We start from the raw sequence: 21,109 nt of genomic DNA, 5'->3' as shown, positions 1-21,109 counted from the left end.
AAAGACTGCGACAAAAAGCAACATGGCCGATGGACAGCGGCTGGGACGGGGGTTTGCTGAGGTATTCACCAGCTTTATTGCTGTACCGGCCTCTTCGCGGGTGAACCCGCTCCCACAGTTACTGCACTGGACTTGAAACCTGTGCGATCCCTGTGGGAGCGGGTTCACCCGCGAAGAGGCCGATACAGGAAAATGAAACGCCCCGGACAAGCCGGGGCGCTCGGGGGTTGCGCGATATCTAGCGAATACCCGACTGGCGCAGTGCCGCTGGCTGGAAGTCAGCCTTGCTGGCGCTGAAGCCGAAGTCGTAGGCGCGCTTCTCTTCGTTCTTCATGCCCAGGGCCAGGTAACGGCCCGACTGCAGGTCGTAGATGGCCTCCAGGGTGTACCACGGCACCTCCACGTTGTAGTACGGCTGGGCATGCGCCTCGGACACGCGCCACAGCTGGCCACGGCCGTCGTACTGGTCGATCACCGCGGCCTGCCAGGTGTCTTCGTCGATGTAGAAGTCACGCTTGGCATAGATGTGTCGCTGGCCCGGCTTGAGGGTAGCGACCACGTGCCACACGCGACGCAACTCGTAACGGGTCAGGTCCTGATTGATATGGCCGGCCTTGATGATATCGGCATACTTGAGCTTGGGGTCGTCGAGCTTGAAGGCGTTGGAGGCGATGTACAGCTCCTTCTTGCCTTCCAGCTTCCAGTCATAGCGGTCTGGCGCACCGTTGAACATGTCCAGGTTGTCCGAGGTGCGCAAACCGTCGGCGGCGGTACCCGGGCCGTCGTACGACACTTGCGGTGCCTGGCGCACACGGCGCTGGCCGGCGTTGTAGATCCACGCCTTGCGCGGTTCCTTCACCTGGTCGAGGGTTTCGTGCACCAGCAGCACGGTCCCGGCCAGGCGTGCAGGCGCGGTCACTTCCTGCTTGAAGTAGAACAGGATATTGCCTGGGTTGTTCGGGTCGTAGTCCTTCATGCGCTCGCGGAAGACGAACTGGTCGGAGAAGTACACTGGGTTGAAGGAGCCGTTCTGCTGTGGCGTGGCCTGGGTCACCAGGCGGCTGACACTGCCACCGCGGTAGCGGGTGATATGGTTCCAGATCACTTCCAGGCCGCTTTTCGGGATGGGGAACGGCACGGCTGTGCGGAAGTTGTTCAAGCCGTTGCCGCCTTCCACCAGGGTGGTCTTGGTGGCGTTTTCCTTGATGGCGGCGAATACGTCGGCCGGTACCGTGGAACCGCGATGGGTCTTGAATACCGGGATCTTGAAGGTGTCCGGGTAGCGCTTGAGCATGGCCAGCTGGCCCGGCGAGAGCTTGTCCTTGTACTGGTCGGCGTTCTGCGCAGTGATGGTGAACAGCGGCTTTTCACTGCCGTACGGGTCGGACAGGAAGCCCTTGCCGTCGGCACTGCCCGCACTCTTCGACAGCGGCTCCCACGGGCCGATCGAGCCATCGGCGTTGCCGGCCTTTTCGGCGCCCATCGGGGTCAGGGTACTGCCCAGCTTGGCCGCCTCGTCGGCGGATACTGCAGCCATGACGCTGGTCGCCAGCAGGGACAGGCCCAGCACACCGGCTTGCAGCAGACTTCTGGTCTTGTTCATGTCGTGTCGTCCTGGATCTGAATGCTTAGAAGTTCACGCCGAAGCTGAGCGCGACGAAGTCGCGGTCATCCACGGTGGTGTACTTGCCATCGAAGAAGTTGGTGTACGACAGGCTTGCCGTGTAGGTGTTCTGGTACTCGGCGTCGAGGCCCAGGCTGACGGCCTTGCGGCCTTCCTCGAAGTTGGCGCCAGGGCCCGGCGAATAGCCGGAGACGTCATGCGACCAGGCCACGCTGGGTTTCAGGTTGACCCCGGCGAACACGTCGTTGTAGTCCCAGATGGCACGAGCGCGGTAACCCCAGGAGGTCGAGGTGGTGAAACCGTCGTTTTCGCAGTTGCGGGTCAGGTTTGCGGTCGACGAACCAAGCCCCGAGCCGATGATGGTGTTGCCGTTGAGAATGGCGCAGGTACCGCTCGGCAGCGGGCCGGGACCGTAGACCGGATCACGCCCGTAACGCGCCTTGCTGGTGCTTTCCAGTCCGCCCACATGGGTGACACCGACTTCACCGACCACGGTGAGGCGACTGGCCCCCATGACCTGGTCGAAGAAGTGGGTAAAGGTGGTCTGGAACTGGGTGATTTCCTTGCGCCGGTAGCCATGCAGGTCCTGCCCGGGCGTGCCGGTCAACACCGAAGCGTTATTGAAGGGGGCTCGATCGATCGGTGTTACCCCTGCAAACAGAATGTCCGTAGTGTTGAGCTGCACCGGAGCATTGGGGCGGTAGCTGAGCTCGCCGCTCCAGGCCGTGCCGGTGGGCAACGTGGTGGAGAAGCTCAGGCCATACAGGCGAATGTCTTCCGGATACTCGACGAAGTACTCGGAGTTGCCCGCGATGATCAAAGGCGCTAACGCACGCACCGCTGGTGGCGCAAGTGGGTTGTTCACCAGATTGAACAGCCCCTGCGGCGCCCCGGTAGCACTGAAGATCGGTGCCCGGCTGTGGTAGTTCATGAAGTAGGCGCCAAACTCAGTATCCAGCGGCTCGAACATGTAGCGGAACGCCACCCCGAACTGGCCGCTATCACGGGCATCGCGGTCGGCACCTCGGCGTACCTTGACGCCCTCGCTGTTGACGTCCACGCCAAAAGCCGACAGGCCGGCGAGCGCCTGGGGCGACAATGCCCGGCTGCTGTTGAGCACACGCAGGTTATCGGTACAGCCATCGGCAATAATGTCCGGCTGGGAGAAGAAGGTGCCGCAGTTGTCGACGACAGTCTGGTCCCATTCGATCTGGTAGAAGGCCTCGGCCGACAGGTTGTCGGTCAGGCTCTGCGAAACGTAGAACATGTTGACCGGAATCAGGCCTTCCTTGATCTCGGCCCCCGGGCGGCGGAACGCCGACACGTCGATCGGGTTGATCGAGTTGATGCCGCCACCGATGAAGGTACTTTCACCCCAGCTCACCACCTGCTTGCCCAGGCGCACCGAGCCAGGCTGATCGCCGATGGCGTAATTGTGGTAGACGAAGGCGTCGAGCAGCTCGGCACCGGACGATTTGGCGCCTTCCTTGCGGTTGGAGTCGCTGATGTCCTTGAACTCGCGGCCTTCGTCCTTCAGTTCGAAGTCATACCAGTACTTGCCACGAACGAACACGCCGGTATCGCCGTACTTGAGCTCCAGGTCATGGATGCCCTTGAAGATCTTGGAGAAGGTTTCGCCCTTCTTGAAGTTCAGGTGGCCATCGTCGGATGTCTGCGACAGGCCCTTGCCGCCGTTGTTCACCCCGATCAGGTTCTTGTTGGGGTTGGCCGTCGACCAGCTGGCGCCGATGGAGAGCGACGAGTCGAACTGGCCTTCGATTTCACCAATGTTGAAACTGACAGCGAAAGCAGGACTTGCGAGCGTGGAAGCAAGGCTGACGGCCAGGGGCAACTTGGCCCGGCGCCAGAACAGGTTTGCAGATTTCATCGACGCTACTCCATGTACTTTTTTTGTTATGGCAGTGAGTCCTTTCAAGAACGGCCCGAGCGACCGGTGTACAGGCTTGCGCCCGCGGCGACACGGCTTGCGCATGTCGCCTTCCCCCATTCCTGAAAATCCCCTGGCCCCGACTATAGCCAGCAAGGCACAGGCGCTTGATCCCTCTAAAGTGTGATTTGCGCTCCGTGCTGCCAACTCGCTGTAATGTTGTCCCGGTTGCGCGCTGGCAGTGCTAAAGGATGGCGTATTTCTGCCGTTTGGCAAGGCTCACCCGCTCTAGCATGCGGATCGCGAACTGCGGTAAGCGACCCGCATGGCGGTTACAGCGTGGAAAGGAACGCGCTGTTGCTGGCCTGCCACTGGACGATGTCCTGGCGGATGCGTTTCTTGTCGAGCTTGCCGACACTGGTCTTGGGAATTTCAGTAACAACGGCGATCTGGCTTGGAATGGCCCACTTGTTGATGTGCCCTTGCTCGACGAACGGCTTGAGGTGTTCCTTCAGCGCCTTGGCGTCGATGACCTGGCCTTCGCGCACCACCAGCAGGGCAAACGGGCGCTCGCCCCACTGCGGGTCGGCCACCCCCACTACCGCCACTTCGCGCACGGCCGGATGGCGGCTGATCAGGTCTTCGAGGTCGAGCGAGGAAATCCACTCGCCACCGGTCTTGATCACATCCTTGATGCGGTCACGGATGTCGATGTAGCCCATACCGTCCAGCGTGGCGACATCACCGGTGTGCAGCCAGCCACCCTGCCACAGCTCCTCGCTCTTTTCCGGCTCCTTGAAGTAGCCCAAGGTCAGCCACGGCGCACGCAGCACCAGCTCGCCCTGGGTTTCACCGTCGGCGGGCAGGAAGTTGCCGTCGCCGTCGACGATGGCCGCCTCGACCAGCGGTACCGGCACGCCGGCCTTGATGCGGTAGGTGATGCGCTCATCCTCGCTGCCGGCCTGCAGCTCGTCGTTCAGGTGGGCGGCGGAAATCAGCGGGCAGGTCTCGGACATGCCATACGCGGCGGTCAACTGGATGCCGCGCGCCAGGGCGGCCTGGTACAGCGAGCGGTTGAGCGCGCTGCCGCCGATGATGATCTTCCAGCCGCCGAAGTCCTGCCCTTGAGCGTTCGGGCAGTTGAGCAGCATCTGCAGGATGGTTGGCACGCAATGGGAGAAGGTGACCTTCTCTTCGCGCCACAGCTTGACCAGCATGTCCGGCTCGTAGCGCCCCGGGTACACCTGCTTCATGCCGAGCATGGTGGCGGCGTAGGGAATGCCCCAGGCATGCACGTGGAACATCGGGGTAATGGGCATGTACACATCGTTGCTGCCCAGCAGGCGCACGCTGTCGATGCTGCCGGTCACCGAGGCTTCGGCCAGGGTATGCAGCACCAGTTGCCGGTGGGTGAAGTACACCCCCTTGGGGTTGCCAGTGGTGCCGGTGGTGTAGAAGGTGGTGGCCACCGAGTTCTCGTCGAAGTCCGGGAAGTCGTAGCGCGGGCTGGCGGCGGCCAGCAGTTGCTCGTACTCGCCGACCAGGTTGGGCAGCTCGGCAGTCTTGTCCGGGCCGTCGGTCAGCAACAGGGTCTTGTCGACGGTGGTCAGTTGCCCGGCGATGGCCTGGTACAGGCCGACGAAGTCGCTGTTGACCAGCACCACACGGTCTTCGGCGTGGTTCATGGTGTAGAGAATCTGCTCGGGCGACAGGCGCACGTTGATGGTGTGCACCACCGCGCCGATCATCGGGATGGCGAACATGCATTCCAGGTAGCGGTGGCTGTCCCAGTCCATCACCGCCACGGTGTCACCGGCCTTTACCCCGGCTTCGGTCAGCACGTTTGCCAGGCGCGCGATGCGTTCGTTGAGTTGTGGGTAGGTCAACCGCAACTGGTCGCGGTAGACGATTTCGCGGGTCTTTTCATAGCGGCTGCCGGACATCAGCAGGCGCTTGATCAGCAGCGGGTAGGCGTAGGCGCCCTCGGCGGGCTTGATGATGCGGGTCTGCAACATGGGTATCCCTTTTCTGAAAAGCGGGCCGGACAAGTCTGGGAACTACTGTAGTTCGCCAATGTGACGGCTAAATCAGCCGAAGGAATGATTTGCGTGGCAAAGGTATGAGTGGCGGGCGTTGACGGGCGGCAAGGTTGAGCTAGACACTGCGGCGGCAGCTTCAGGTCATGTGGTGAAGCTGAGGGCCTGTTCGCGGGTAAACCCGCTCCCACAGGTACTGCACCAGCCTCTGCAATTGTGCAATATCTGTGGGAGCGGGTTTACCCGCGAATGGCCGTGACACCGAAATTCCGCCCAGCCTCGGAGAACTTCATGCCCAGCCCGCGTCGCGCCGTGTTTCTCGATCACCAGTCCCTGGACCTGGGCGATCTCGACCTCTCGCCCCTGAAGCAGCAGTTCGACGAGTTCGAGCTGTTCGCCGCCACCCGCCCGGAGCAAGTCGCCGAACGCCTGCAGGGCGCGGTGGCGGTGGTCAGCAACAAGGTCATGCTCGACGCCGCGACCCTGGCCGCCAACCCGCAACTGAAGCTGATCCTGGTGGCCGCCACCGGCACCAACAATGTCGACCTGGCGGCAGCGCGTGCCCAGGGCATCACCGTGTGCAACTGCCAGGGCTACGGCACACCGTCCGTCGCCCAGCACACCCTCGCCCTGCTGCTGGCCCTGGCCACCCGCCTGTGCGACTACAACCAGGCGGTAGCCGACGGCCAGTGGGCCAAGGCCAGCCAGTTCTGCCTGCTGGACTTCCCTATCGTCGAACTGGAAGGCAAGACCCTTGGCTTGCTCGGCCATGGTGAACTGGGCGGCGCGGTGGCGCGGCTGGCCGAAGCCTTCGGCATGCGCGTGCTCAGCGGGCAGATCCCCGGCCGCCCGGATCGCGCCGACCGGCTGCCACTGGACGAGCTGCTGCCGCAAGTCGACGCCCTGACCCTGCACTGCCCGCTGAACGAGCACACCCGGCACATGCTCGGCGCCCGCGAGCTGGCCCTGCTCAAGCCCAACGCGCTGGTAGTCAACACCGCCCGTGGCGGCCTGATCGATGAGCAAGCGCTGGCCGACGCCCTGCGCAGTGGCCACCTGGGCGGCGCCGCTACCGATGTGCTGAGCGTGGAGCCGCCGGTCAACGGCAACCCGCTGCTGGAGCCCGGCATCCCGCGCCTGATCATCACCCCGCACAGTGCCTGGGGTGCGGTGGAGTCGCGCCAGCGCATCGTCGGCCAGCTCAGCGAGAATGCCCAGGCCTTCTTCGCCGGGCAGCCACGCCGCGTGGTCAGCTGAGCCCGGCGCCTAGCTCTGCTACACTGCGCCACTTTTTTCCAGGAGGCGTCGTCCATGGACCCGCGCAGTGAAGTGTTGCTCCGCCAGGCAGAGCTGTTCCAGGGGCCGCTGCTGCTCGCCGGCGCCCCCGCCGACAGCCTGCTCGCTCAGTTGCCCCAGGCCCAGGCCTGGACCTGGCATGCGGGCGATCAGGCCATGCTCGAAAGCCGCTTCGCCGGCCGCAGCCACTATGCAGTCGAGCCCCCTGACGTGGCGTTCGACAGCGCCGTGCTGTTCCTGCCCAAGTCCCGCGAACTGGCCGCCTACCTGCTCAACGCCCTGGCCTCGCGCCTGGCCGGCCGCGAGCTGTACCTGGTCGGCGAAAAACGTGGTGGCATCGAAGGCGCGGCCAAGCAGCTGCAGGCCTTTGGCAAGCCGCGCAAGCTCGACAGTGCCCGCCATTGCCAGCTGTGGCAGGTGACCATCGAACACGCGCCAGAAGCCAAACCCCTGGAAAGCCTGGCCGAACGCTTCGAGCTCAGCCTGGAAGATGGCCCGTTGCAGGTGGTCAGCCTGCCCGGTGTGTTCAGCCATGGTCGCCTCGATCGCGGCACCGCCCTGCTGCTCAAGCACCTCGATGGCCTGCCGAGCGGCCATGTACTGGACTTCGGCTGCGGCGCCGGGGTGCTGGGCGCCACGGTCAAGCGCCGTTATCCACAAAGCCAGGTGACCCTGCTGGACGTTGATGCCTTCGCCGTGGCCGCCAGCCGCCTGACCTTGGCCGCCAATGGTCTGGAAGGCGAAGTGATCAGCGGCGATGGCATCGACGCGGCGCCGACCGGGCTGAGCCTGATCCTGAGCAACCCGCCGTTCCACACCGGGGTGCACACCAACTACCAGGCATCGGAAAACTTGCTGAAAAAATCGGCCGTTCATCTGCGAAAAGGTGGCGAAATGCGCCTGGTTGCCAACAGCTTCCTGCGCTACCAGCCGCTGATCGAAGGGGCGCTGGGCAACTGCCAGATACGCGACGAGGCGGACGGCTTCCGCATCTACCAGGCAACACACGGATAAAAACAGCGCTTGCCGAAAGCGTTCTGCCTAGGCAGAATCCGCACCGTCCTAGGGGAGTAGTCTCCCGCGAGCACCCAGCTCGCCCGGTACGCGTCAACATACTTGGTCCACAGACCATGGCGCGTGCGACCCACCATGCCAGCCTGCATGGCGAGATCCGCATAGACGGATCCAGGGTTTGACAAGACCTATGACACGCACACCTTACCCGGGGCGGGAAGGCTGTACGTGTCATAGCCGTGTCGACCCGCCCCCGTAGGAATCCTGATGCTGGAATCTCTGTTGGTCCCCACCGCCATCGTTGCCCTCGCCGAAATCGGCGACAAGACGCAATTGCTCGCGCTCATTCTCGCTGCCCGCTTCCGCAAGCCCTGGCCGATCATCGCCGGTATCATCGCCGCCACCCTGGCCAACCATGCCGCGGCCGGTGCCGTGGGTGCGTGGGTCGGTAGTTTCTTCAGTGACTCGGCCCTGCACTGGGTTCTGGCTGCGAGCTTCACCGCCACTGCACTGTGGACCCTGGTACCGGACAAGATGGATGACGACGAGAACCCGGCACGCCGCTTCGGGCCGTTCCTGACCACGCTGATCGCGTTCTTCCTGGCTGAAATCGGTGACAAGACCCAGGTCGCCACGGTGATGCTGGCTGCACAGTATCCGTACCTGATCATGGTCATTATCGGCACCACCCTGGGCATGCTGATTGCCAACGTGCCGGTGGTACTGGCGGGTAACTTCGCGGCGGACAAACTGCCGCTGACGCTGATCCGTCGCCTGGCGGCCACGGCGTTCTTCGTGCTGGCGATCGTGGCCGTGTACTCGGCGATGAAAGCCAGTGGCTGGGTGGGTTGACTGCTGACGGGGGCCGCTCTGCGGCCCCTTACGGTCTTACTTCCTGGCCGCCTGATACAGTGGCATCACCTTCGGAATCGCCGCCTGCAGCGAAGCAATGCGGCTCTGGGACGCCGGGTGAGTGCTCATGAACTCAGGCGGTGCGCCTTCGGAAGCCTGGCTCATCTTGTTCCACAAGGTGATCGCGGCATTCGGGTCGTAACCGGCACGCGCCGAGAGCTCCAGGCCGATCAGGTCGGCTTCGTTCTCGTTGGCCCGGCTGTTGGGCAGGGTCATGGCGTAGTTCACCACGGTGTCGGCCAAGGCCATGCTGCTCTGGCCCAGGCCAAAGAGGGCGCCGGCACCCTGGCGGGCCATTTCCACACCGTACGCCTTGGACATCGCCTCGCGGCTGTGCTCACGCAAGGCATGGGCGATCTCGTGGCCCACCACCGCCGCAATTTCCGCATCGGTGAGCTTGAGCTGGTCGATCAGCCCGGTGTAGACGATGATCTTGCCACCCGGGCCGCAGTTGGCGTTGAGCTCGTCGCTCTTGATCACGTTGACTTCCCAGTTCCATTGCGCGGCATCCGGGCGGAACTTGGGCGCCTGGGCGATCAGGCGGTTGGCAATTACCTGGACACGCTTGGCATCAGCGCTGGACTTGTCGAGCACGCCTTTGTTCGATGCCTCGCCCAGGGTCTGCTGGTACGACTGGGCGTACATCTGGTTGACCTCATCGGTCGAGAGCATGCTGAACATGTACTGCTGGCGCTCGACGCCGACAGCACCGCCGCTGGTGGTGTTCACCGCCTGGCAGCCGGCTAGCAGAATGCCGGCACTCAACAGACTGACGACAAAAGACTTACGCATGAAAACACTCCCTTTTTACATGCGCCGTATCGTAGGCCGAGTCGCTTGGGGCCGCCATAGCCGCAGGGAAGATTTTCGTCGCCTGTGCCGGCCCCTTCGCGGGTGAACCCGCTCCTACAGGGATAATGCGATCGTTGCAGGAGCGGCTTCAGCCGCGAAGAGGCCGGTACAGGCAACCCATCAAGCCGGGGTCAGGCACTCCGGTGCATCCAGCTTCGGGTCATTGACGAAATGCGCCAGGGCCCGCTCGCGCAACGTCGCCGGCGGGCTGGCCAGCAATTCATGCAGGCGGGTCAGCGGCGTGTCCGGGTCAAGCCAGGCCGCCTGCCCTGCCTCGTCCAGTATCAGCGGCCGACGCTGGTTCATCGCCGCCTGGGTCACCACTGCGCAACTGAGCCACACCTGATCCTGCACCGGGTAGGCCTCCCACACGGCAGCGAAGTACAGCGACGCCCCCTCCCCCGGGGTCAGCCAGTACGGGCGCTTGCGCACGCTGCCACGCCATTCGTAAAAGCCGTTGGCCGGCATCAGGCAGCGGCGCTGACGAAACGCGTCACGAAACATCGGCTGCTCGGCCAGGGTCTCGGCGCGGGCATGGGCGGGGGTACGCGAAAGGTCGGTGAGCCAGGCCGGGGTCAGCCCCCAGCGCGCCTTGGCCAGTTGCAGCTGGCCGTCGAGCTGGCGCTGGATCAGCACCGTGCCCCCTGGCGAGATGTTCCATTGAGGTGGCTGGCCGGCGGGAAAGCCAGGCAGACTGGCAAGGGCCTGGGGCCAGCGAAACAGGGCGTAACGTCCACACATGGGCGATTTCAGAACCTAGCAGATCAAGGTACCGGGGAAACTCTCCGGTTCGTCGCCAACCAGTGGCTGGGCGTCATTGTACGCATCGATCAGTTGCCGTGCGTATTCGGCCTGCTCATCAGCCACGGCAAGCCCCAGCAGGCCCTGCAGCGGCAGCTCGCCGGCAGCACCGACCAGGTCACGGCCGACCAGGTGCGCCTCGACCCCCTCGCTGGCGAGCATGCCCGCCAGCATTTCCGCCTCAAGCAGGCTTTCCGGTTCGTAGATGCGTTGCATCAGGTATCGTCCTCGCGGCGGACTTCGAGCATCCATTCGTCACCATGCACCTGCAGAATGAACACCACAGGCTGGCAGCACACCTGGCAGTCCTCGGTGTAGACCTGGTCACCACCTGACAGGTCAACAGTGGTTTCCACACGTTCGCCACAATAAGGGCAATCATAGAAGTCGGTTTCCAGCATCGAGGTCTCCGCAGTGACTTATGCGTATAATTGCCGGTCTATTTACAGGGCCTGTGTGTGTCCGAGCCGTTTTTCGGAACCCGTCCCTACCTTATTACCCTAGCCGTTTCCAACAAGAGAGCATGATGGGCGAATTCGATGCCATCCGACCGTACGACGACGCTGAGGTCCCTGCCGTTCTGGCACGCCTGCTCAGCGACCCGGCATTCCTCGATATCCTCACCCACTTCCGCTTCCCGCGTGCGGCCGGTGCTCTCGGCTGGTTGCTCAAACCGCTGATCGCTCGCCGCCTGCGCAAGGAGTTCGCCGGCGTCACCTGTGTCTCGACCTTGCAGGACAAAGTCGAGTACTACGTCGACCAGACCATCGACCGCGCCACCGACGGCGTCACCTATTCGGGCGTGGAGCAGCTCAAGGCCGGCACCGCCTACCTGTTCCTGGCCAACCACCGTGACATCGTCATGGACCCGGCCTTCGTCAACTATGCGGTGTACCACGCCGGCTTGCCCACGCCGCGCATCGCCATTGGCGACAACCTGCTGCAAAAGCCGTTTGTCAGCGACATGATGCGCCTGAACAAGAGCTTCATCGTGCACCGCTCGATCAGTGGGCGCCGCGAGAAGCTGGCGGCCTACCAGCTGCTCTCGGCCTACATCAACTACTCGATCCGCAACGACGCCACGTCGATCTGGATCGCCCAGGCCGAAGGCCGGGCCAAGGACGGTGACGACCGCACCGATTCGGCAATCCTCAAGATGTTCCACATGAGCCGCAAGGACGAGCCGTTCGGCGCGGTGATCCAGAGCCTGAACCTGACGCCGGTGTCGATCAGCTACGAATACGACCCGTGCGACCAGGCCAAGGCCCGCGAGCTGTACATCCGCGCCACCACCGGCACCTACAAGAAGGCGCCGGGCGAGGACGACAACAGCATCGCCAAGGGCATTACCGGCTACAAGGGCCGGGTGCACATCAACTTCGCCCCGCCGGTGACCGAGTACCACGAGGACACCAAGCAGCTGGCAGCGGAAATCGACCGGCAGATCCTCGGTGGCTACCGGCTGTTCCCGGTGCACTACCTGGCCTATGCGATGTGGGATGGCAAGGATGAGGCGCTGCAGGTGCCCAGCGCCGAGAAGGTGTTCCCGGCTGATGAGCTGGCCCGGGCCAAGGAGGAATGGCAACGCCGCCTGGATGCCTGCCCTGATGAGCAGCGGCCGTACCTGGTGCTGCAGTATGCGACGCCGGTGCGTAACCAGTACCAGGTCAGGCAGCAGGCGCCGGTTGCATGAGCGAATGCCGGGGCTGCTTTGCAGCCCCAGGCTTTCAGACCCAGGTACTGAACCAGGACAACAGCAACGCCATCGCCAGGCACGAAAAACCGAGAATGTAGAAATAGCGCGGCACCCGAAGGTCGAATGCGTCCACTACCCCCTCGCACATTGTCATGTATTCGCGGGTTTCGGCCTCGCGCCGCCGTGCACTGTGCAGCAACCACCCGCCCGGGCAGGTCAGCAGCAGCGCCAGCAGATTGATCAGCTTGATCGGGTGGGCGGCCAGGAACCCCCAGAGTACTTGCAAGGACATCACGCAACCTCGGTATGAGCGACGGCAAAGGCCTGCATTTTACCCAAGTCGCTACCTGACGCCCGGCCCAGGCGACAAAGTGTCATCAAGTTTCATCTGGCATGGCATGAGGATTTGCCGGTCTCTTCGCGGGCACGCCCGCTCCCACAGGAACATCACTATGTTCAGGTCCAGTGATATCCCTGTAGGAGCGGGCGTGCCCGCGAAAGGGCCGGTACAGACAACAAAAAACCCGCTGCCCGGATCACAGGCAGCGGGTTTAGTTTTACCTGATGAAGGCTTACTGCCCCAGCACCTGCCCGATGGTCGGGTCCTTGAACATGCGGGTCAGGGCATCGCTCAGCACATCGCCCACCAGCTGGGTGTTGGTTTCCTGGTTCGGCGCCATGCCGAAACGCTGGTCCAGCGAAGCGCCATAACGACCACTGTAGCGGCGGCCGCCATTGGACACGTCGGCACGGAAGGTGGCGCCGATGGTAGCCTCGGTCACGTACAGGTTGTCTTTCGGCGACTGGTACTTCAGCTCGGCCAGGGTCACGGTCAGCTGCGGTGCGTTGTAGGCGTTCGGCGTCGGGGTGAAGCCGAGCAGGCGCACGGCGGCTTCGGCCTGGGCCTGCAGCTTGGGCACGATGTCGTTACCGCTGACGCTGATGGTGCTGGTCTCGGGATACATGCCACCGCGAGTGCCCAGGGACTGCGAAGCCCGCCCGTCAACCACCCGGACCACGACCGGCTGGCCATGGCCGACCGGGGCGAGCTGGGCCTTGAGCGTGGGTTGCGGGTTGAGTTGTTGCGGGCTGTGGGCACAACCGACCAGGCTGAGGCTGGCCACGGCGATCAAACCGAACAACAGACGTTGCAACATGCGCGTTACTCCAGAAAAAGCGGCGAAGGCCCACAGTATACCTAGCCACGCATCGACCAGTCATCGGTCCGACCCGCTTGTCACAATCGTTTCATCGCCACGCCCTTATCCTTGCGCCAAGCCCTAACGCAAAGGACTCGTCGCCATGGCCTCGCTCTGGACCCTGCTCTTCCAACGCCCGCGCCACAACGCCTATGCCCGCCTCGACGCCGACGGCAAATGCCTGGCCTTCAAGCAATGCAGCCAGGCGCCCAGCGGCAGCGGCTGGGTCCAGGTCGGCGAAATCCAGCTTGCCTGGCTGGGCCGCGAACTGCCCGCCAGCGCCCGGGTTTGCGCCCGCGCAAGCCGCCGCTGGCACCAGCGCATCCTCGCGGCCTGACAAACGCTGCAATAAAAACCACGAATGGCGACATTTCTGCCCGCGACATCGCTATAATCTCCCCCCGATTATAAGGACGTCTCCTGATCGGGCCCCGCACTCGCCGATTGACCCCGGCAACTTCAACGCTTCGCCCACAGAGAGCCTTCCACTCAGGTCTTGCATCGGCTGTCGTGCCTGCTTTTCCGGCCCTTCACACTGCATGAACCTGCGGGTTGCCATCGCGCAGTCCCCTTTTGAGGTTCACGTCTCCAAAAGAGCGTGAAAAAACGGTTTTCACAACTTCACAAGAGTGTGGCGAGCAAATGAACAGTCTGGCATGTGCAAAAGCGGCAGATGTGTCCCGAACAGCCCTGAACAGGCGGCAAATGCGCTCATCCCGTATGAGTGTCTGAGCCGTTCCATAACGCACGCACGACACCTTGACCATAAGTCGAATTGCCGCACCCGTGGCAAGCCGCGTTCAATACCTGAACCCGAAGACTGATTGGCGGTGTCCGCGGAAGTTGCAAGAACTGCGAAAAGTCGGACATGGCGAACCTGGCAAACCCAGGTCCTATGCTGTCAATTAGGTAGCTGTAGATTGTGGAGACGCGTTAAATGGCGCAGAACGAATCGGTTGATGTGGTACTGGTAGGCGCGGGCATCATGAGTGCCACCCTGGCCGTACTGCTCAAGGAGCTCGACCCGACCCTGAAGCTTGAGGTCGTGGAGGCGATGGACTCCGGAGCCGCGGAAAGCTCCAACCCCTGGAACAACGCAGGCACCGGCCACGCCGGCCTGTGCGAGCTTAACTACACGCCCCAGGCCGCCGATGGCAGCATCGACATCAAGAAGGCCGTGCACATCAACACCCAGTTCGAGGTTTCGCGCCAGTTCTGGGCCTACCTGAGCAAGAAGGGCAACTTCGGCTCGGCGCGTGCCTTCATCAACCCTGTCCCGCACCTGAGCTACGTCGAGGGTGACAAGGGTGTTTCCTTCCTCAAGAAGCGCTATGAGCTGCTCAAGCAGCACCATGCCTTCGCCGATATGGAATACACCGAAGACAAGGCCGTGATGAACGACTGGATGCCGCTGATGATGCCAGGCCGCCCGGCCGACCAGCACATCGCCGCCACCCGCGTGCTCAAGGGCACCGACGTCAACTTCGGCGCCCTGACCAACAAGCTGCTGAAGCTGCTGGGCGACTCGCAGGACGCCCAAGTGAAGTACAGCAAGAAGGTCGTCGGCCTGCGCCGTAACGGCAAGGGCTGGACCGTGAGCATCAAGGACGTCAACAGCGGCGGCAGCCGTGAAGTGGACGCCCGCTTCGTCTTCCTCGGCGCCGGTGGCGCGGCCCTGCCGCTGCTGCAGCTGTCGGGCATCCCGGAAAGCAAAGGCTTCGGCGGCTTCCCGGTCAGCGGCCAGTGGCTGCGTTGCGACAACCCGGAAATCGTCAAGCAGCACCAGGCCAAGGTCTACAGCCAGGCCGCAGTAGGCGCCCCGCCGATGTCGGTACCGCACCTGGATACCCGCGTGGTCGATGGCAAGAAATCGCTGCTGTTCGGCCCCTATGCCGGCTTCACCACCAAGTTCCTCAAGCACGGCTCGCTGATGGACCTGCCGCTGTCGGTGCGCATGGGCAACATCGGCCCGATGCTGGCCGTGGCCCGTGACAACATGGACCTGACCAAGTACCTGGTCAGCGAAGTGATGCAGTCGATGGAGCAGCGCCTGGAAGCCCTGCGTCGCTTCTACCCACAGGCCAAGGCCGAAGACTGGCGCCTGGAAGTGGCTGGTCAGCGTGTGCAGATCATCAAGAAAGACCCGAAGAAAGGCGGCGTGCTGCAGTTCGGTACCGAGCTGGTTTCGGCCCAGGACGGCAGCCTGGCTGCACTGCTCGGCGCATCGCCGGGTGCTTCGGTCACCGTGTCGATCATGCTGGAACTGATCGAACGCTGCTTCCCCGAGCAGGCCAAAGGTGCCTGGGCTGCCAAGCTCAAGGAAATCTTCCCGGCTCGCGAGAAGACCTTGGCGACCGATGCCGCCCTGTACCACAAGATCAGTGCCGACAACGACGTGGCACTGGAACTGGTGGAAAGCAGCCCGGCAGCCAAGCACTACGCCTGATTCGCCCGGTAACGAAAAAACGCCCCTCGGGGCGTTTTTTTGTGCCTGGATGTCAGCCTGTTCTGCCCTTTCGCGGGTAAACCCGCTCCCACAAGGACAGCACCACAGCTTAGGGCTGCGCTGTACCTGTGGGAGCGGGTTTACCCGCGGTACAAACCGGAGACATCGTTTACAAATCAACCACGGGCCTTGGCGATGATCTCGATGTAATCCGCCGCATTGCGCTGGTCGGCAATCTGTTCGACAAAGGTCTTGCCGTGCTCGTCCTTGCCATCCAGGTCCAGCCCGGCCTCGACGAAGAAGCCGACAAAACGCTCGAAATCGTCGATGCGCAGGCCACGGTAGGCCTTGACCAGCTTGTGCAGCGACGGCGAGGTCACGCCATCGGCAGGCTCGAACTGAAGGAACGTCTTGATGTAGTCGTCGCTGATCTCGTCACCGATTACCTGTTTCTTGTCTTTACGCATTGCCGACTCCAACTGGACCATCACGAAATTTCGAAGGCCGGCAGTGTACCCCCCGCAGGCCGGGCGCCTCAACGCGTACGTACGGTACCGGTGTGCAGGTCGGCCCAGACGTGGCCGTTGCCGTACGTGAGAAACTGCACATACAGCGTCTCGTTGCGCAGCAGGTCCATGATCACCCGGTAGTCGCTGAGCGGGTAATTCAGGCTCAGGGTGCGGGTTTTCTCGTCGTACACAGGCTTCTTCAAGCTCTTGGCAGCCTCACCGTCGAAGGTCAGCAGCACCTGGGCGATGGTCGCACCCTTGCTTAGCGGCTTGCCTTTGAGGCGCACCTGCAACGACGAGGTGATCGGGATCGGCTGCTGGTCGGACTGGCGCTGGGTGCCCACGACCACCGAGTAGTCGGTCACTTGCAGCAATTGCTGGCCGGTCGGCGCTTCCTGGCGCAGGGACTGGTCGTCAGGTGGCAGGAACTGGCTGTGCAGCGGTGCGGCGGCGAGTGGCAGGCTGACCGCCAGCAGGAGGGGAAGAAACGCACGCATGTGAGGCTCCTTGAATGAAGGAGCACTCTAGCATGCTGTGTCTGGGCTTGCCGGCGATGAGGCCGATGCAGGCAACATCAATCGAACTGCGCGAGCATCCAGGCCTGGTACTCGGCCACGCCCTCTTCTCCTTCGCGCGGTGCCCAGTGCGCATGCTCACCCTCGCCCACCGGCCGGTATGGCCCAGCCTTGCACTCGAACAGGATGCTGTCCGGCTCCAGCACCACCAGCCCATGGTAAATGCCGGGGGCCAGGTCCACCCCCAGGCAATTGCCGCCTGCCTGCAGCACCCGCTTGTCGGTCACCGCCCCCTGCTCATCGAAAAGCAACAGACCGAAGCGCCCCTTGAGTGCAATCAGCGTTTCGGCCTTGTCGGCGCTCAGGTGGCGGTGCGGCGGGATGTAGGTGCCCGGCTGCAGGCCGACCGCCATGCGGTGGCAGGGTTCTTCCATCTCATGGAAGGTGTGATGCTGCCGCCCGCGCGGGTTGGCGGCGGCCTGTGCGGCCAGCCCGGCGAACAGCGATTGGTCGATGAACGCAGGCTGGCGCATGATCACAACCCCTTGACGGCGAAGATGCCGTTGGCGTTGCGCCAGTAGCCTTTGTAGTCCATGCCGTAACCGAAGATGTAGCGGTCGACGCAGGGCAGGCCCACGTAGTTGGCCTTGAGCTCCGGGCTGGCCTTGCGGTCATGGTCCTTGTCGATCAGTACCGCCGTGTGCACCGAGCGCGCGCCGGCATGCTTGCAGAACTCGATGATGGCGCTGAGGGTGTGGCCTTCGTCGAGGATGTCGTCGACGATCAGCACGTCACGGTCGATGAACGACACTTCCGGCTTGGCCTTCCAGAACAGCTCGCCGCCACTGGTCTGGTTGCGGTAGCGGGTGGCGTGCAGATAGCTGGCTTCCAGCGGGAACTGCAGGTGGGTCAGCAGTTTGCCGGAGAAGATCAGGCCGCCGTTCATCACGCAGAACACCACCGGGTTCTTGTCGTGCAGGTCTTTGCAGATCTGCTCGCCGACTTTGGCGATGGCCGCTTCGACTTCGGCTTCGGTGTACAGGCAGTCAGCTTCACGCATGACTTGACGGATATGCTCGAGATCGGCGGACATGGCGCTCTCCGGGGGGCATTTTGGAAAAGCGGGCAAAGGTACGCATCCGCTCGTCACAGATCAAGCATTTATGGACTAACGTCCAGAATGACCAGACGACAGCACAGGCTGAATAGATTAATCTAGCGCGGTTTTTTTGCCCGCCTTTCGGAGCCCCCCTATGCCCACTCGTGAGATCCGCCATCCGCTGATCCGCCACAAGCTCGGCCTGATGCGCCGTGCCGATATCAGCACCAAGAATTTTCGCGAACTTGCCCAGGAAGTCGGCGCGCTCCTGACCTACGAAGCCACCCAGGACCTGCCGCTCGAAACCTACGAGATCGACGGCTGGTGCGGCAAGGTGCAGGTTGAAAAAATCGCCGGCAAGAAGATTACCGTGGTGCCGATCCTGCGCGCCGGTATCGGCATGCTCGATGGCGTGCTCAGCCTGATCCCGGGTGCCAAGGTCAGCGCCGTCGGCGTTGCCCGCAACGAGGAAACCCTCGAAGCCCACACCTACCTGGAAAAGCTCGCGCCGGACATCAACCAGCGCCTGGCCCTGATCATCGACCCGATGCTGGCCACCGGCGGTTCGATGGTCGCCACCATCGACCTGCTGAAGAAGGCCGGCTGCAAGGAGATCCGCGCCATGGTCCTGGTCGCCGCGCCTGAAGGCATCGAAGCGGTGGAAAAAGCCCACCCGGACGTGCAGATCTACACCGCTTCGATCGACCAGCGCCTGAACGAACACGGCTACATCGTGCCGGGCCTGGGCGACGCCGGTGACAAGATCTTCGGCACCAAGCAAAAGGACGCCTGACCATGCAGGACGGCTTCAACGACCCGCTCTGGCGCCAGGTCGTTTCGGGCGCGCAGATGCTCTTCGTGGCATTCGGCGCGCTGGTGCTGATGCCACTGATCACCGGCCTCGACCCGAACGTCGCGCTGTTCACCGCCGGCATCGGCACCCTGCTGTTCCAGCTGGTCACCGGCCGCCAGGTACCGGTGTTCCTGGCCTCGAGCTTTGCCTTCATCACCCCGATCATCCTCGCCAAGGGCCAGTTCGGCCTGGCCGAGACCATGGGCGGCGTGATGGCCGCAGGCTTCGTGTACACCTTCATGGGCCTGATGGTGAAAATCAAAGGCACCGGTTTCATCGACCGCATGCTGCCACCGGTGGTGATCGGCCCGGTGATCATCTCCATCGGCCTGGCCATGGCGCCGATCGCCGCCAACATGGCGATGGGCAAGGCCGGTGACGGCAGCGTGCTGCTGCCGTACAAGACCGCCATGATGATCTCGATGCCGGCCCTGCTGACCACGCTGATCGTCGCCGTGTTCGGCAAGGGCATCTTCCGTCTGGTGCCGATCATTGCCGGCGTGCTGGTAGGCTTTGCCCTGTCCTTCGCCTTTGGCGTGGTCGACACTGCCAGGATCGCCGCCGCACCGTGGCTGGAGCTGCCCAACTTCACCGCGCCAGCGTTCAACTGGCAGGCCATCCTGTTCATCGTCCCGGTTGCCCTGGCACCGGCGATCGAACACATCGGCGGGGTGATCGCGGTCGGCAGCGTGACCGGCCGTGACTACCTGAAGAAGCCTGGCCTGCACCGCACCCTGCTGGGTGACGGCCTGGCCACCACCGCAGCCGGCCTGTTCGGCGGCCCGCCCAACACCACCTATGCCGAAGTGACCGGCGCGGTGATGCTGACCAAGAACTACAACCCGAAGATCATGACCTGGGCGGCGGTCTTCGCCATCACCCTGGCCTTCATCGGCAAGTTCGGCGCGCTGCTGCAGAGCATCCCGGTACCGGTGATGGGCGGCATCCTGTGCCTGCTGTTCGGCTCGATCGCGGCGGTGGGCATGAACACCATGATCCGCCACAAGATCGACCTGGCCGAAGCGCGCAACCTGGTAATCGTGTCGGTGACCCTGGTGTTCGGTATCGGCGGCGTGCTGATCGGCAGCGGTGACGGCCCGGATGACTGGGGCCTGAAGGGCATCGCCCTGTGCGCCATCGTGGCTATCGCCCTGAACCTGATCCTGCCGGGCAATGATGGCTGGAAGCACAAGAAACTGGATGATCAGTTGCCTTGATTCGGCTTTAGCCTGACCCGGCCACTTCGCGGGTAAACCCGCTCCCACAGGTACCCCGCTGCCCTCAGGCCTTGTGCAAAACCTGTGGGAGCGGGTTTACCCGCGAAGAGGCCAGAACAGGCAACCTTGGACTCAGGCTTTTTCGCACATTCCCGCCAGCACCTTCACCCACTCCGGGTGATCATTCAGGCACGGCACCAGCACCAGCTCCTGCCCGCCGGCCTCGACAAACTGCTCGCTGCCGCGCATGCCGATCTCCTCCAGCGTCTCGATGCAATCGGCCACGAACGCCGGGCACATCACCAGCAGCTTCTTCACCCCGGCCTTGGCCAGTTCGTCCAACCGCGCCTCGGTATAGGGTTCGATCCACTTGGCCCGCCCCAGCCGCGACTGGAAAGACACCGACCATTTGCCATCGGGTATGCCCATTTTCTGCGCAAAGGCCCTGGCCGTGGCCAGGCACTGCCCGCGGTAACACACCGCACGCATATCGGCACTGGCATCCTTGCAGCAATCGGCCGCCTGGAAGTCATGTTTGCCAGTCGGGTCCAGCTTTTTCAGATGCCGTTCCGGCAAGCCGTGGAAGCTCAGCAACAGGTGATCGTAATCCTGCTCCAGGTAAGGCCTGGCGCTGGCGCCCAGTGCCTCGATGTAGTCCGGGTGCTCGTAGAACGGCTGCAGCACGCGCATCTGCAACGGCAACTGGCGTTCACTGACCGTCTGCCTGGCCAGCTCTACTACAGTGGTTACCGTGCTATCGGCGAACTGTGGGTACAGCGGCGCCAGGGTCACCTTGCGCACACCCTGGGCCACCAGGCGCTCAAGTACCTCGGGCAAGGCTGGCTGGCCATAGCGCATGGCAATCTCCACCGGGCCATGGGGCCAGTGCTCGACCATCGCCGCCTGCAGGCGACGGGTCAGCACCACCAGTGGCGAGCCCTCGTCCCACCAGATCGAGCCATAGGCGTGTGCCGACTGCTCCGGGCGCTTGACCAGGATCAGCGACACCAGCAGGCGCCGTACCGGCCAAGGCAGGTCGATCACGTAAGGGTCCATGAGGAACTGGTTGAGGTAGCGGCGCACATCGGCCACCGAGGTGGAGGCCGGGGAACCCAGGTTGACCAGCAGCAGAGCGTGATCGGTCATGCAGCG

At 63.2% G+C, this 21,109-nt stretch carries 22 protein-coding genes and 1 riboswitch; of the genes, 8 read left to right on the top strand and 14 right to left on the bottom strand.

The window, feature by feature from the left end:
- Positions 1-238 precede the first annotated feature (238 nt).
- The 3 genes from MKK04_RS03970 to MKK04_RS03960 all read right to left on the bottom strand — a co-directional run bounded on the left by MKK04_RS03970 (position 239) and on the right by MKK04_RS03960 (position 5,527).
- Positions 239-1,603 (bottom strand): DUF1329 domain-containing protein, encoded by a 1,365-nt coding sequence (locus MKK04_RS03970; protein ID WP_241106267.1) that lies wholly within the window; start codon positions 1,601-1,603, stop codon positions 239-241.
- Positions 1,604-1,628: 25 nt separating this feature from the next.
- Positions 1,629-3,512 carry a DUF1302 domain-containing protein gene (locus MKK04_RS03965; protein ID WP_207832458.1) on the bottom strand — a complete coding sequence of 628 codons (1,884 nt, stop codon included), beginning with the start codon at positions 3,510-3,512 and terminating at the stop codon, positions 1,629-1,631.
- A 332-nt stretch (positions 3,513-3,844) separates the two neighbouring features.
- Entirely contained in the window at positions 3,845-5,527 is a 1,683-nt protein-coding gene (locus MKK04_RS03960; protein WP_233687301.1) for a fatty acid--CoA ligase, read from the bottom strand.
- 312 nt (positions 5,528-5,839) lie between these two features.
- Between MKK04_RS03960 and MKK04_RS03955 the strand changes: the two genes are divergently transcribed.
- The 3 genes from MKK04_RS03955 (at position 5,840) to MKK04_RS03945 (ending at position 8,710) form a co-directional block, all read left to right on the top strand.
- Complete coding sequence (locus tag MKK04_RS03955; RefSeq protein ID WP_063911246.1) at positions 5,840-6,805, top strand: 2-hydroxyacid dehydrogenase; 966 nt, start codon at positions 5,840-5,842, stop codon at positions 6,803-6,805.
- Between the two features lie 54 nt (positions 6,806-6,859).
- A complete protein-coding gene (locus MKK04_RS03950; protein ID WP_241106266.1) occupies positions 6,860-7,858 on the top strand; it encodes a class I SAM-dependent methyltransferase in 999 nt (332 codons plus the stop codon).
- Positions 7,859-7,897: 39 nt separating this feature from the next.
- A riboswitch (yybP-ykoY riboswitch) is annotated at positions 7,898-8,038 on the top strand.
- Between the two features lie 87 nt (positions 8,039-8,125).
- Positions 8,126-8,710 carry a TMEM165/GDT1 family protein gene (locus tag MKK04_RS03945; RefSeq protein ID WP_207832452.1) on the top strand — a complete coding sequence of 195 codons (585 nt, stop codon included), beginning with the start codon at positions 8,126-8,128 and terminating at the stop codon, positions 8,708-8,710.
- 36 nt (positions 8,711-8,746) lie between these two features.
- Here MKK04_RS03945 and MKK04_RS03940 read toward each other — a convergent pair whose 3' ends face one another.
- From MKK04_RS03940 to MKK04_RS03925, 4 genes are all read right to left on the bottom strand, one after another.
- Positions 8,747-9,562, bottom strand: coding sequence for a M48 family metallopeptidase (locus MKK04_RS03940; RefSeq protein WP_207832451.1), 816 nt, complete (start codon positions 9,560-9,562; stop codon positions 8,747-8,749).
- A gap of 180 nt (positions 9,563-9,742) precedes the next feature.
- Positions 9,743-10,363: an SOS response-associated peptidase gene (locus MKK04_RS03935; RefSeq protein WP_233693843.1), complete on the bottom strand. Its 621-nt coding sequence runs from the start codon at positions 10,361-10,363 to the stop codon at positions 9,743-9,745.
- A gap of 15 nt (positions 10,364-10,378) precedes the next feature.
- Entirely contained in the window at positions 10,379-10,639 is a 261-nt protein-coding gene (locus MKK04_RS03930) for a putative signal transducing protein (protein WP_133970277.1), read from the bottom strand.
- Positions 10,639-10,824, bottom strand: coding sequence for a CPXCG motif-containing cysteine-rich protein (locus tag MKK04_RS03925; protein WP_063911241.1), 186 nt, complete (start codon positions 10,822-10,824; stop codon positions 10,639-10,641). The genes MKK04_RS03930 and MKK04_RS03925 overlap by 1 nt, the downstream gene beginning before the upstream one ends.
- A 125-nt stretch (positions 10,825-10,949) precedes the next feature.
- Between MKK04_RS03925 and MKK04_RS03920 the strand changes: the two genes are divergently transcribed.
- Complete coding sequence (locus MKK04_RS03920) at positions 10,950-12,116, top strand: 1-acyl-sn-glycerol-3-phosphate acyltransferase (protein ID WP_241106265.1); 1,167 nt, start codon at positions 10,950-10,952, stop codon at positions 12,114-12,116.
- Between the two features lie 34 nt (positions 12,117-12,150).
- On the opposite strand, the gene MKK04_RS03915 is transcribed toward MKK04_RS03920, so the two are convergent.
- Both MKK04_RS03915 and MKK04_RS03910 read right to left on the bottom strand, forming a co-directional pair.
- On the bottom strand, positions 12,151-12,411 hold the full coding sequence (locus MKK04_RS03915; RefSeq protein WP_207832446.1) for a hypothetical protein: 261 nt from the start codon (positions 12,409-12,411) through the stop codon (positions 12,151-12,153).
- A 280-nt stretch (positions 12,412-12,691) separates the two neighbouring features.
- Positions 12,692-13,276: a YajG family lipoprotein gene (locus MKK04_RS03910; protein ID WP_013970929.1), complete on the bottom strand. Its 585-nt coding sequence runs from the start codon at positions 13,274-13,276 to the stop codon at positions 12,692-12,694.
- A gap of 145 nt (positions 13,277-13,421) precedes the next feature.
- On the opposite strand from MKK04_RS03910, the gene MKK04_RS03905 reads away from it, so the two are divergent.
- Positions 13,422-13,655, top strand: coding sequence for a hypothetical protein (locus MKK04_RS03905; protein ID WP_063911239.1), 234 nt, complete (start codon positions 13,422-13,424; stop codon positions 13,653-13,655).
- 600 nt (positions 13,656-14,255) lie between these two features.
- The gene (gene mqo, locus MKK04_RS03900; protein WP_063911238.1) at positions 14,256-15,764 is read left to right on the top strand and encodes a malate dehydrogenase (quinone); all 1,509 of its coding nucleotides are present in this window, start codon (positions 14,256-14,258) and stop codon (positions 15,762-15,764) included.
- Between the two features lie 176 nt (positions 15,765-15,940).
- Here mqo and MKK04_RS03895 read toward each other — a convergent pair whose 3' ends face one another.
- The 4 genes from MKK04_RS03895 to MKK04_RS03880 all read right to left on the bottom strand — a co-directional run bounded on the left by MKK04_RS03895 (position 15,941) and on the right by MKK04_RS03880 (position 17,881).
- Entirely contained in the window at positions 15,941-16,231 is a 291-nt protein-coding gene (locus MKK04_RS03895; protein WP_063911237.1) for a PA4642 family protein, read from the bottom strand.
- Between the two features lie 68 nt (positions 16,232-16,299).
- Positions 16,300-16,770 carry a hypothetical protein gene (locus MKK04_RS03890; RefSeq protein ID WP_013970925.1) on the bottom strand — a complete coding sequence of 157 codons (471 nt, stop codon included), beginning with the start codon at positions 16,768-16,770 and terminating at the stop codon, positions 16,300-16,302.
- 77 nt (positions 16,771-16,847) lie between these two features.
- Positions 16,848-17,321: a WbuC family cupin fold metalloprotein gene (locus MKK04_RS03885; RefSeq protein WP_207832444.1), complete on the bottom strand. Its 474-nt coding sequence runs from the start codon at positions 17,319-17,321 to the stop codon at positions 16,848-16,850.
- Between the two features lie 2 nt (positions 17,322-17,323).
- Positions 17,324-17,881: a hypoxanthine-guanine phosphoribosyltransferase gene (locus MKK04_RS03880; protein ID WP_003256346.1), complete on the bottom strand. Its 558-nt coding sequence runs from the start codon at positions 17,879-17,881 to the stop codon at positions 17,324-17,326.
- 160 nt (positions 17,882-18,041) lie between these two features.
- On the opposite strand from MKK04_RS03880, the gene upp reads away from it, so the two are divergent.
- Complete coding sequence (gene upp, locus MKK04_RS03875) at positions 18,042-18,680, top strand: uracil phosphoribosyltransferase (protein WP_063911234.1); 639 nt, start codon at positions 18,042-18,044, stop codon at positions 18,678-18,680.
- Positions 18,681-18,682: 2 nt separating this feature from the next.
- Entirely contained in the window at positions 18,683-19,957 is a 1,275-nt protein-coding gene (locus MKK04_RS03870) for a uracil-xanthine permease family protein (protein WP_046616023.1), read from the top strand.
- 132 nt (positions 19,958-20,089) lie between these two features.
- Here MKK04_RS03870 and hemH read toward each other — a convergent pair whose 3' ends face one another.
- On the bottom strand, positions 20,090-21,103 hold the full coding sequence (gene hemH / locus MKK04_RS03865) for a ferrochelatase (protein WP_207832442.1): 1,014 nt from the start codon (positions 21,101-21,103) through the stop codon (positions 20,090-20,092).
- Positions 21,104-21,109 lie beyond the last annotated feature (6 nt).

It is taken from the genome of Pseudomonas sp. LS.1a (assembly GCF_022533585.1).
Lineage (GTDB): Bacteria > Pseudomonadota > Gammaproteobacteria > Pseudomonadales > Pseudomonadaceae > Aquipseudomonas.
This window is presented reverse-complemented; position numbering and strand designations above follow the sequence as displayed.

Bases quoted from the DNA above. Each gene is read 5' to 3' on its own strand.
- MKK04_RS03965 (WP_207832458.1), bottom strand. From the start codon at position 3,512: ATGAAATCTGCAAACCTGTTCTGGCGCCGGGCCAAGTTGCCCCTGGCC.
- MKK04_RS03930 (WP_133970277.1), bottom strand. From the start codon at position 10,639: ATGCAACGCATCTACGAACCGGAAAGCCTGCTTGAGGCGGAAATGCTG.
- MKK04_RS03935 (WP_233693843.1), bottom strand. From the start codon at position 10,363: ATGTGTGGACGTTACGCCCTGTTTCGCTGGCCCCAGGCCCTTGCCAGT.
- MKK04_RS03880 (WP_003256346.1), bottom strand. From the start codon at position 17,881: ATGTCCGCCGATCTCGAGCATATCCGTCAAGTCATGCGTGAAGCTGAC.
- MKK04_RS03915 (WP_207832446.1), bottom strand. From the start codon at position 12,411: ATGTCCTTGCAAGTACTCTGGGGGTTCCTGGCCGCCCACCCGATCAAG.
- MKK04_RS03940 (WP_207832451.1), bottom strand. From the start codon at position 9,562: ATGCGTAAGTCTTTTGTCGTCAGTCTGTTGAGTGCCGGCATTCTGCTA.
- upp (WP_063911234.1), top strand. From the start codon at position 18,042: ATGCCCACTCGTGAGATCCGCCATCCGCTGATCCGCCACAAGCTCGGC.
- MKK04_RS03890 (WP_013970925.1), bottom strand. From the start codon at position 16,770: ATGCGTGCGTTTCTTCCCCTCCTGCTGGCGGTCAGCCTGCCACTCGCC.
- MKK04_RS03955 (WP_063911246.1), top strand. From the start codon at position 5,840: ATGCCCAGCCCGCGTCGCGCCGTGTTTCTCGATCACCAGTCCCTGGAC.
- MKK04_RS03970 (WP_241106267.1), bottom strand. From the start codon at position 1,603: ATGAACAAGACCAGAAGTCTGCTGCAAGCCGGTGTGCTGGGCCTGTCC.
- MKK04_RS03960 (WP_233687301.1), bottom strand. From the start codon at position 5,527: ATGTTGCAGACCCGCATCATCAAGCCCGCCGAGGGCGCCTACGCCTAC.
- hemH (WP_207832442.1), bottom strand. From the start codon at position 21,103: ATGACCGATCACGCTCTGCTGCTGGTCAACCTGGGTTCCCCGGCCTCC.
- MKK04_RS03910 (WP_013970929.1), bottom strand. From the start codon at position 13,276: ATGTTGCAACGTCTGTTGTTCGGTTTGATCGCCGTGGCCAGCCTCAGC.
- mqo (WP_063911238.1), top strand. From the start codon at position 14,256: ATGGCGCAGAACGAATCGGTTGATGTGGTACTGGTAGGCGCGGGCATC.
- MKK04_RS03945 (WP_207832452.1), top strand. From the start codon at position 8,126: ATGCTGGAATCTCTGTTGGTCCCCACCGCCATCGTTGCCCTCGCCGAA.
- MKK04_RS03885 (WP_207832444.1), bottom strand. From the start codon at position 17,321: ATGCGCCAGCCTGCGTTCATCGACCAATCGCTGTTCGCCGGGCTGGCC.
- MKK04_RS03925 (WP_063911241.1), bottom strand. From the start codon at position 10,824: ATGCTGGAAACCGACTTCTATGATTGCCCTTATTGTGGCGAACGTGTG.
- MKK04_RS03950 (WP_241106266.1), top strand. From the start codon at position 6,860: ATGGACCCGCGCAGTGAAGTGTTGCTCCGCCAGGCAGAGCTGTTCCAG.
- MKK04_RS03920 (WP_241106265.1), top strand. From the start codon at position 10,950: ATGGGCGAATTCGATGCCATCCGACCGTACGACGACGCTGAGGTCCCT.
- MKK04_RS03895 (WP_063911237.1), bottom strand. From the start codon at position 16,231: ATGCGTAAAGACAAGAAACAGGTAATCGGTGACGAGATCAGCGACGAC.
- MKK04_RS03870 (WP_046616023.1), top strand. From the start codon at position 18,683: ATGCAGGACGGCTTCAACGACCCGCTCTGGCGCCAGGTCGTTTCGGGC.
- MKK04_RS03905 (WP_063911239.1), top strand. From the start codon at position 13,422: ATGGCCTCGCTCTGGACCCTGCTCTTCCAACGCCCGCGCCACAACGCC.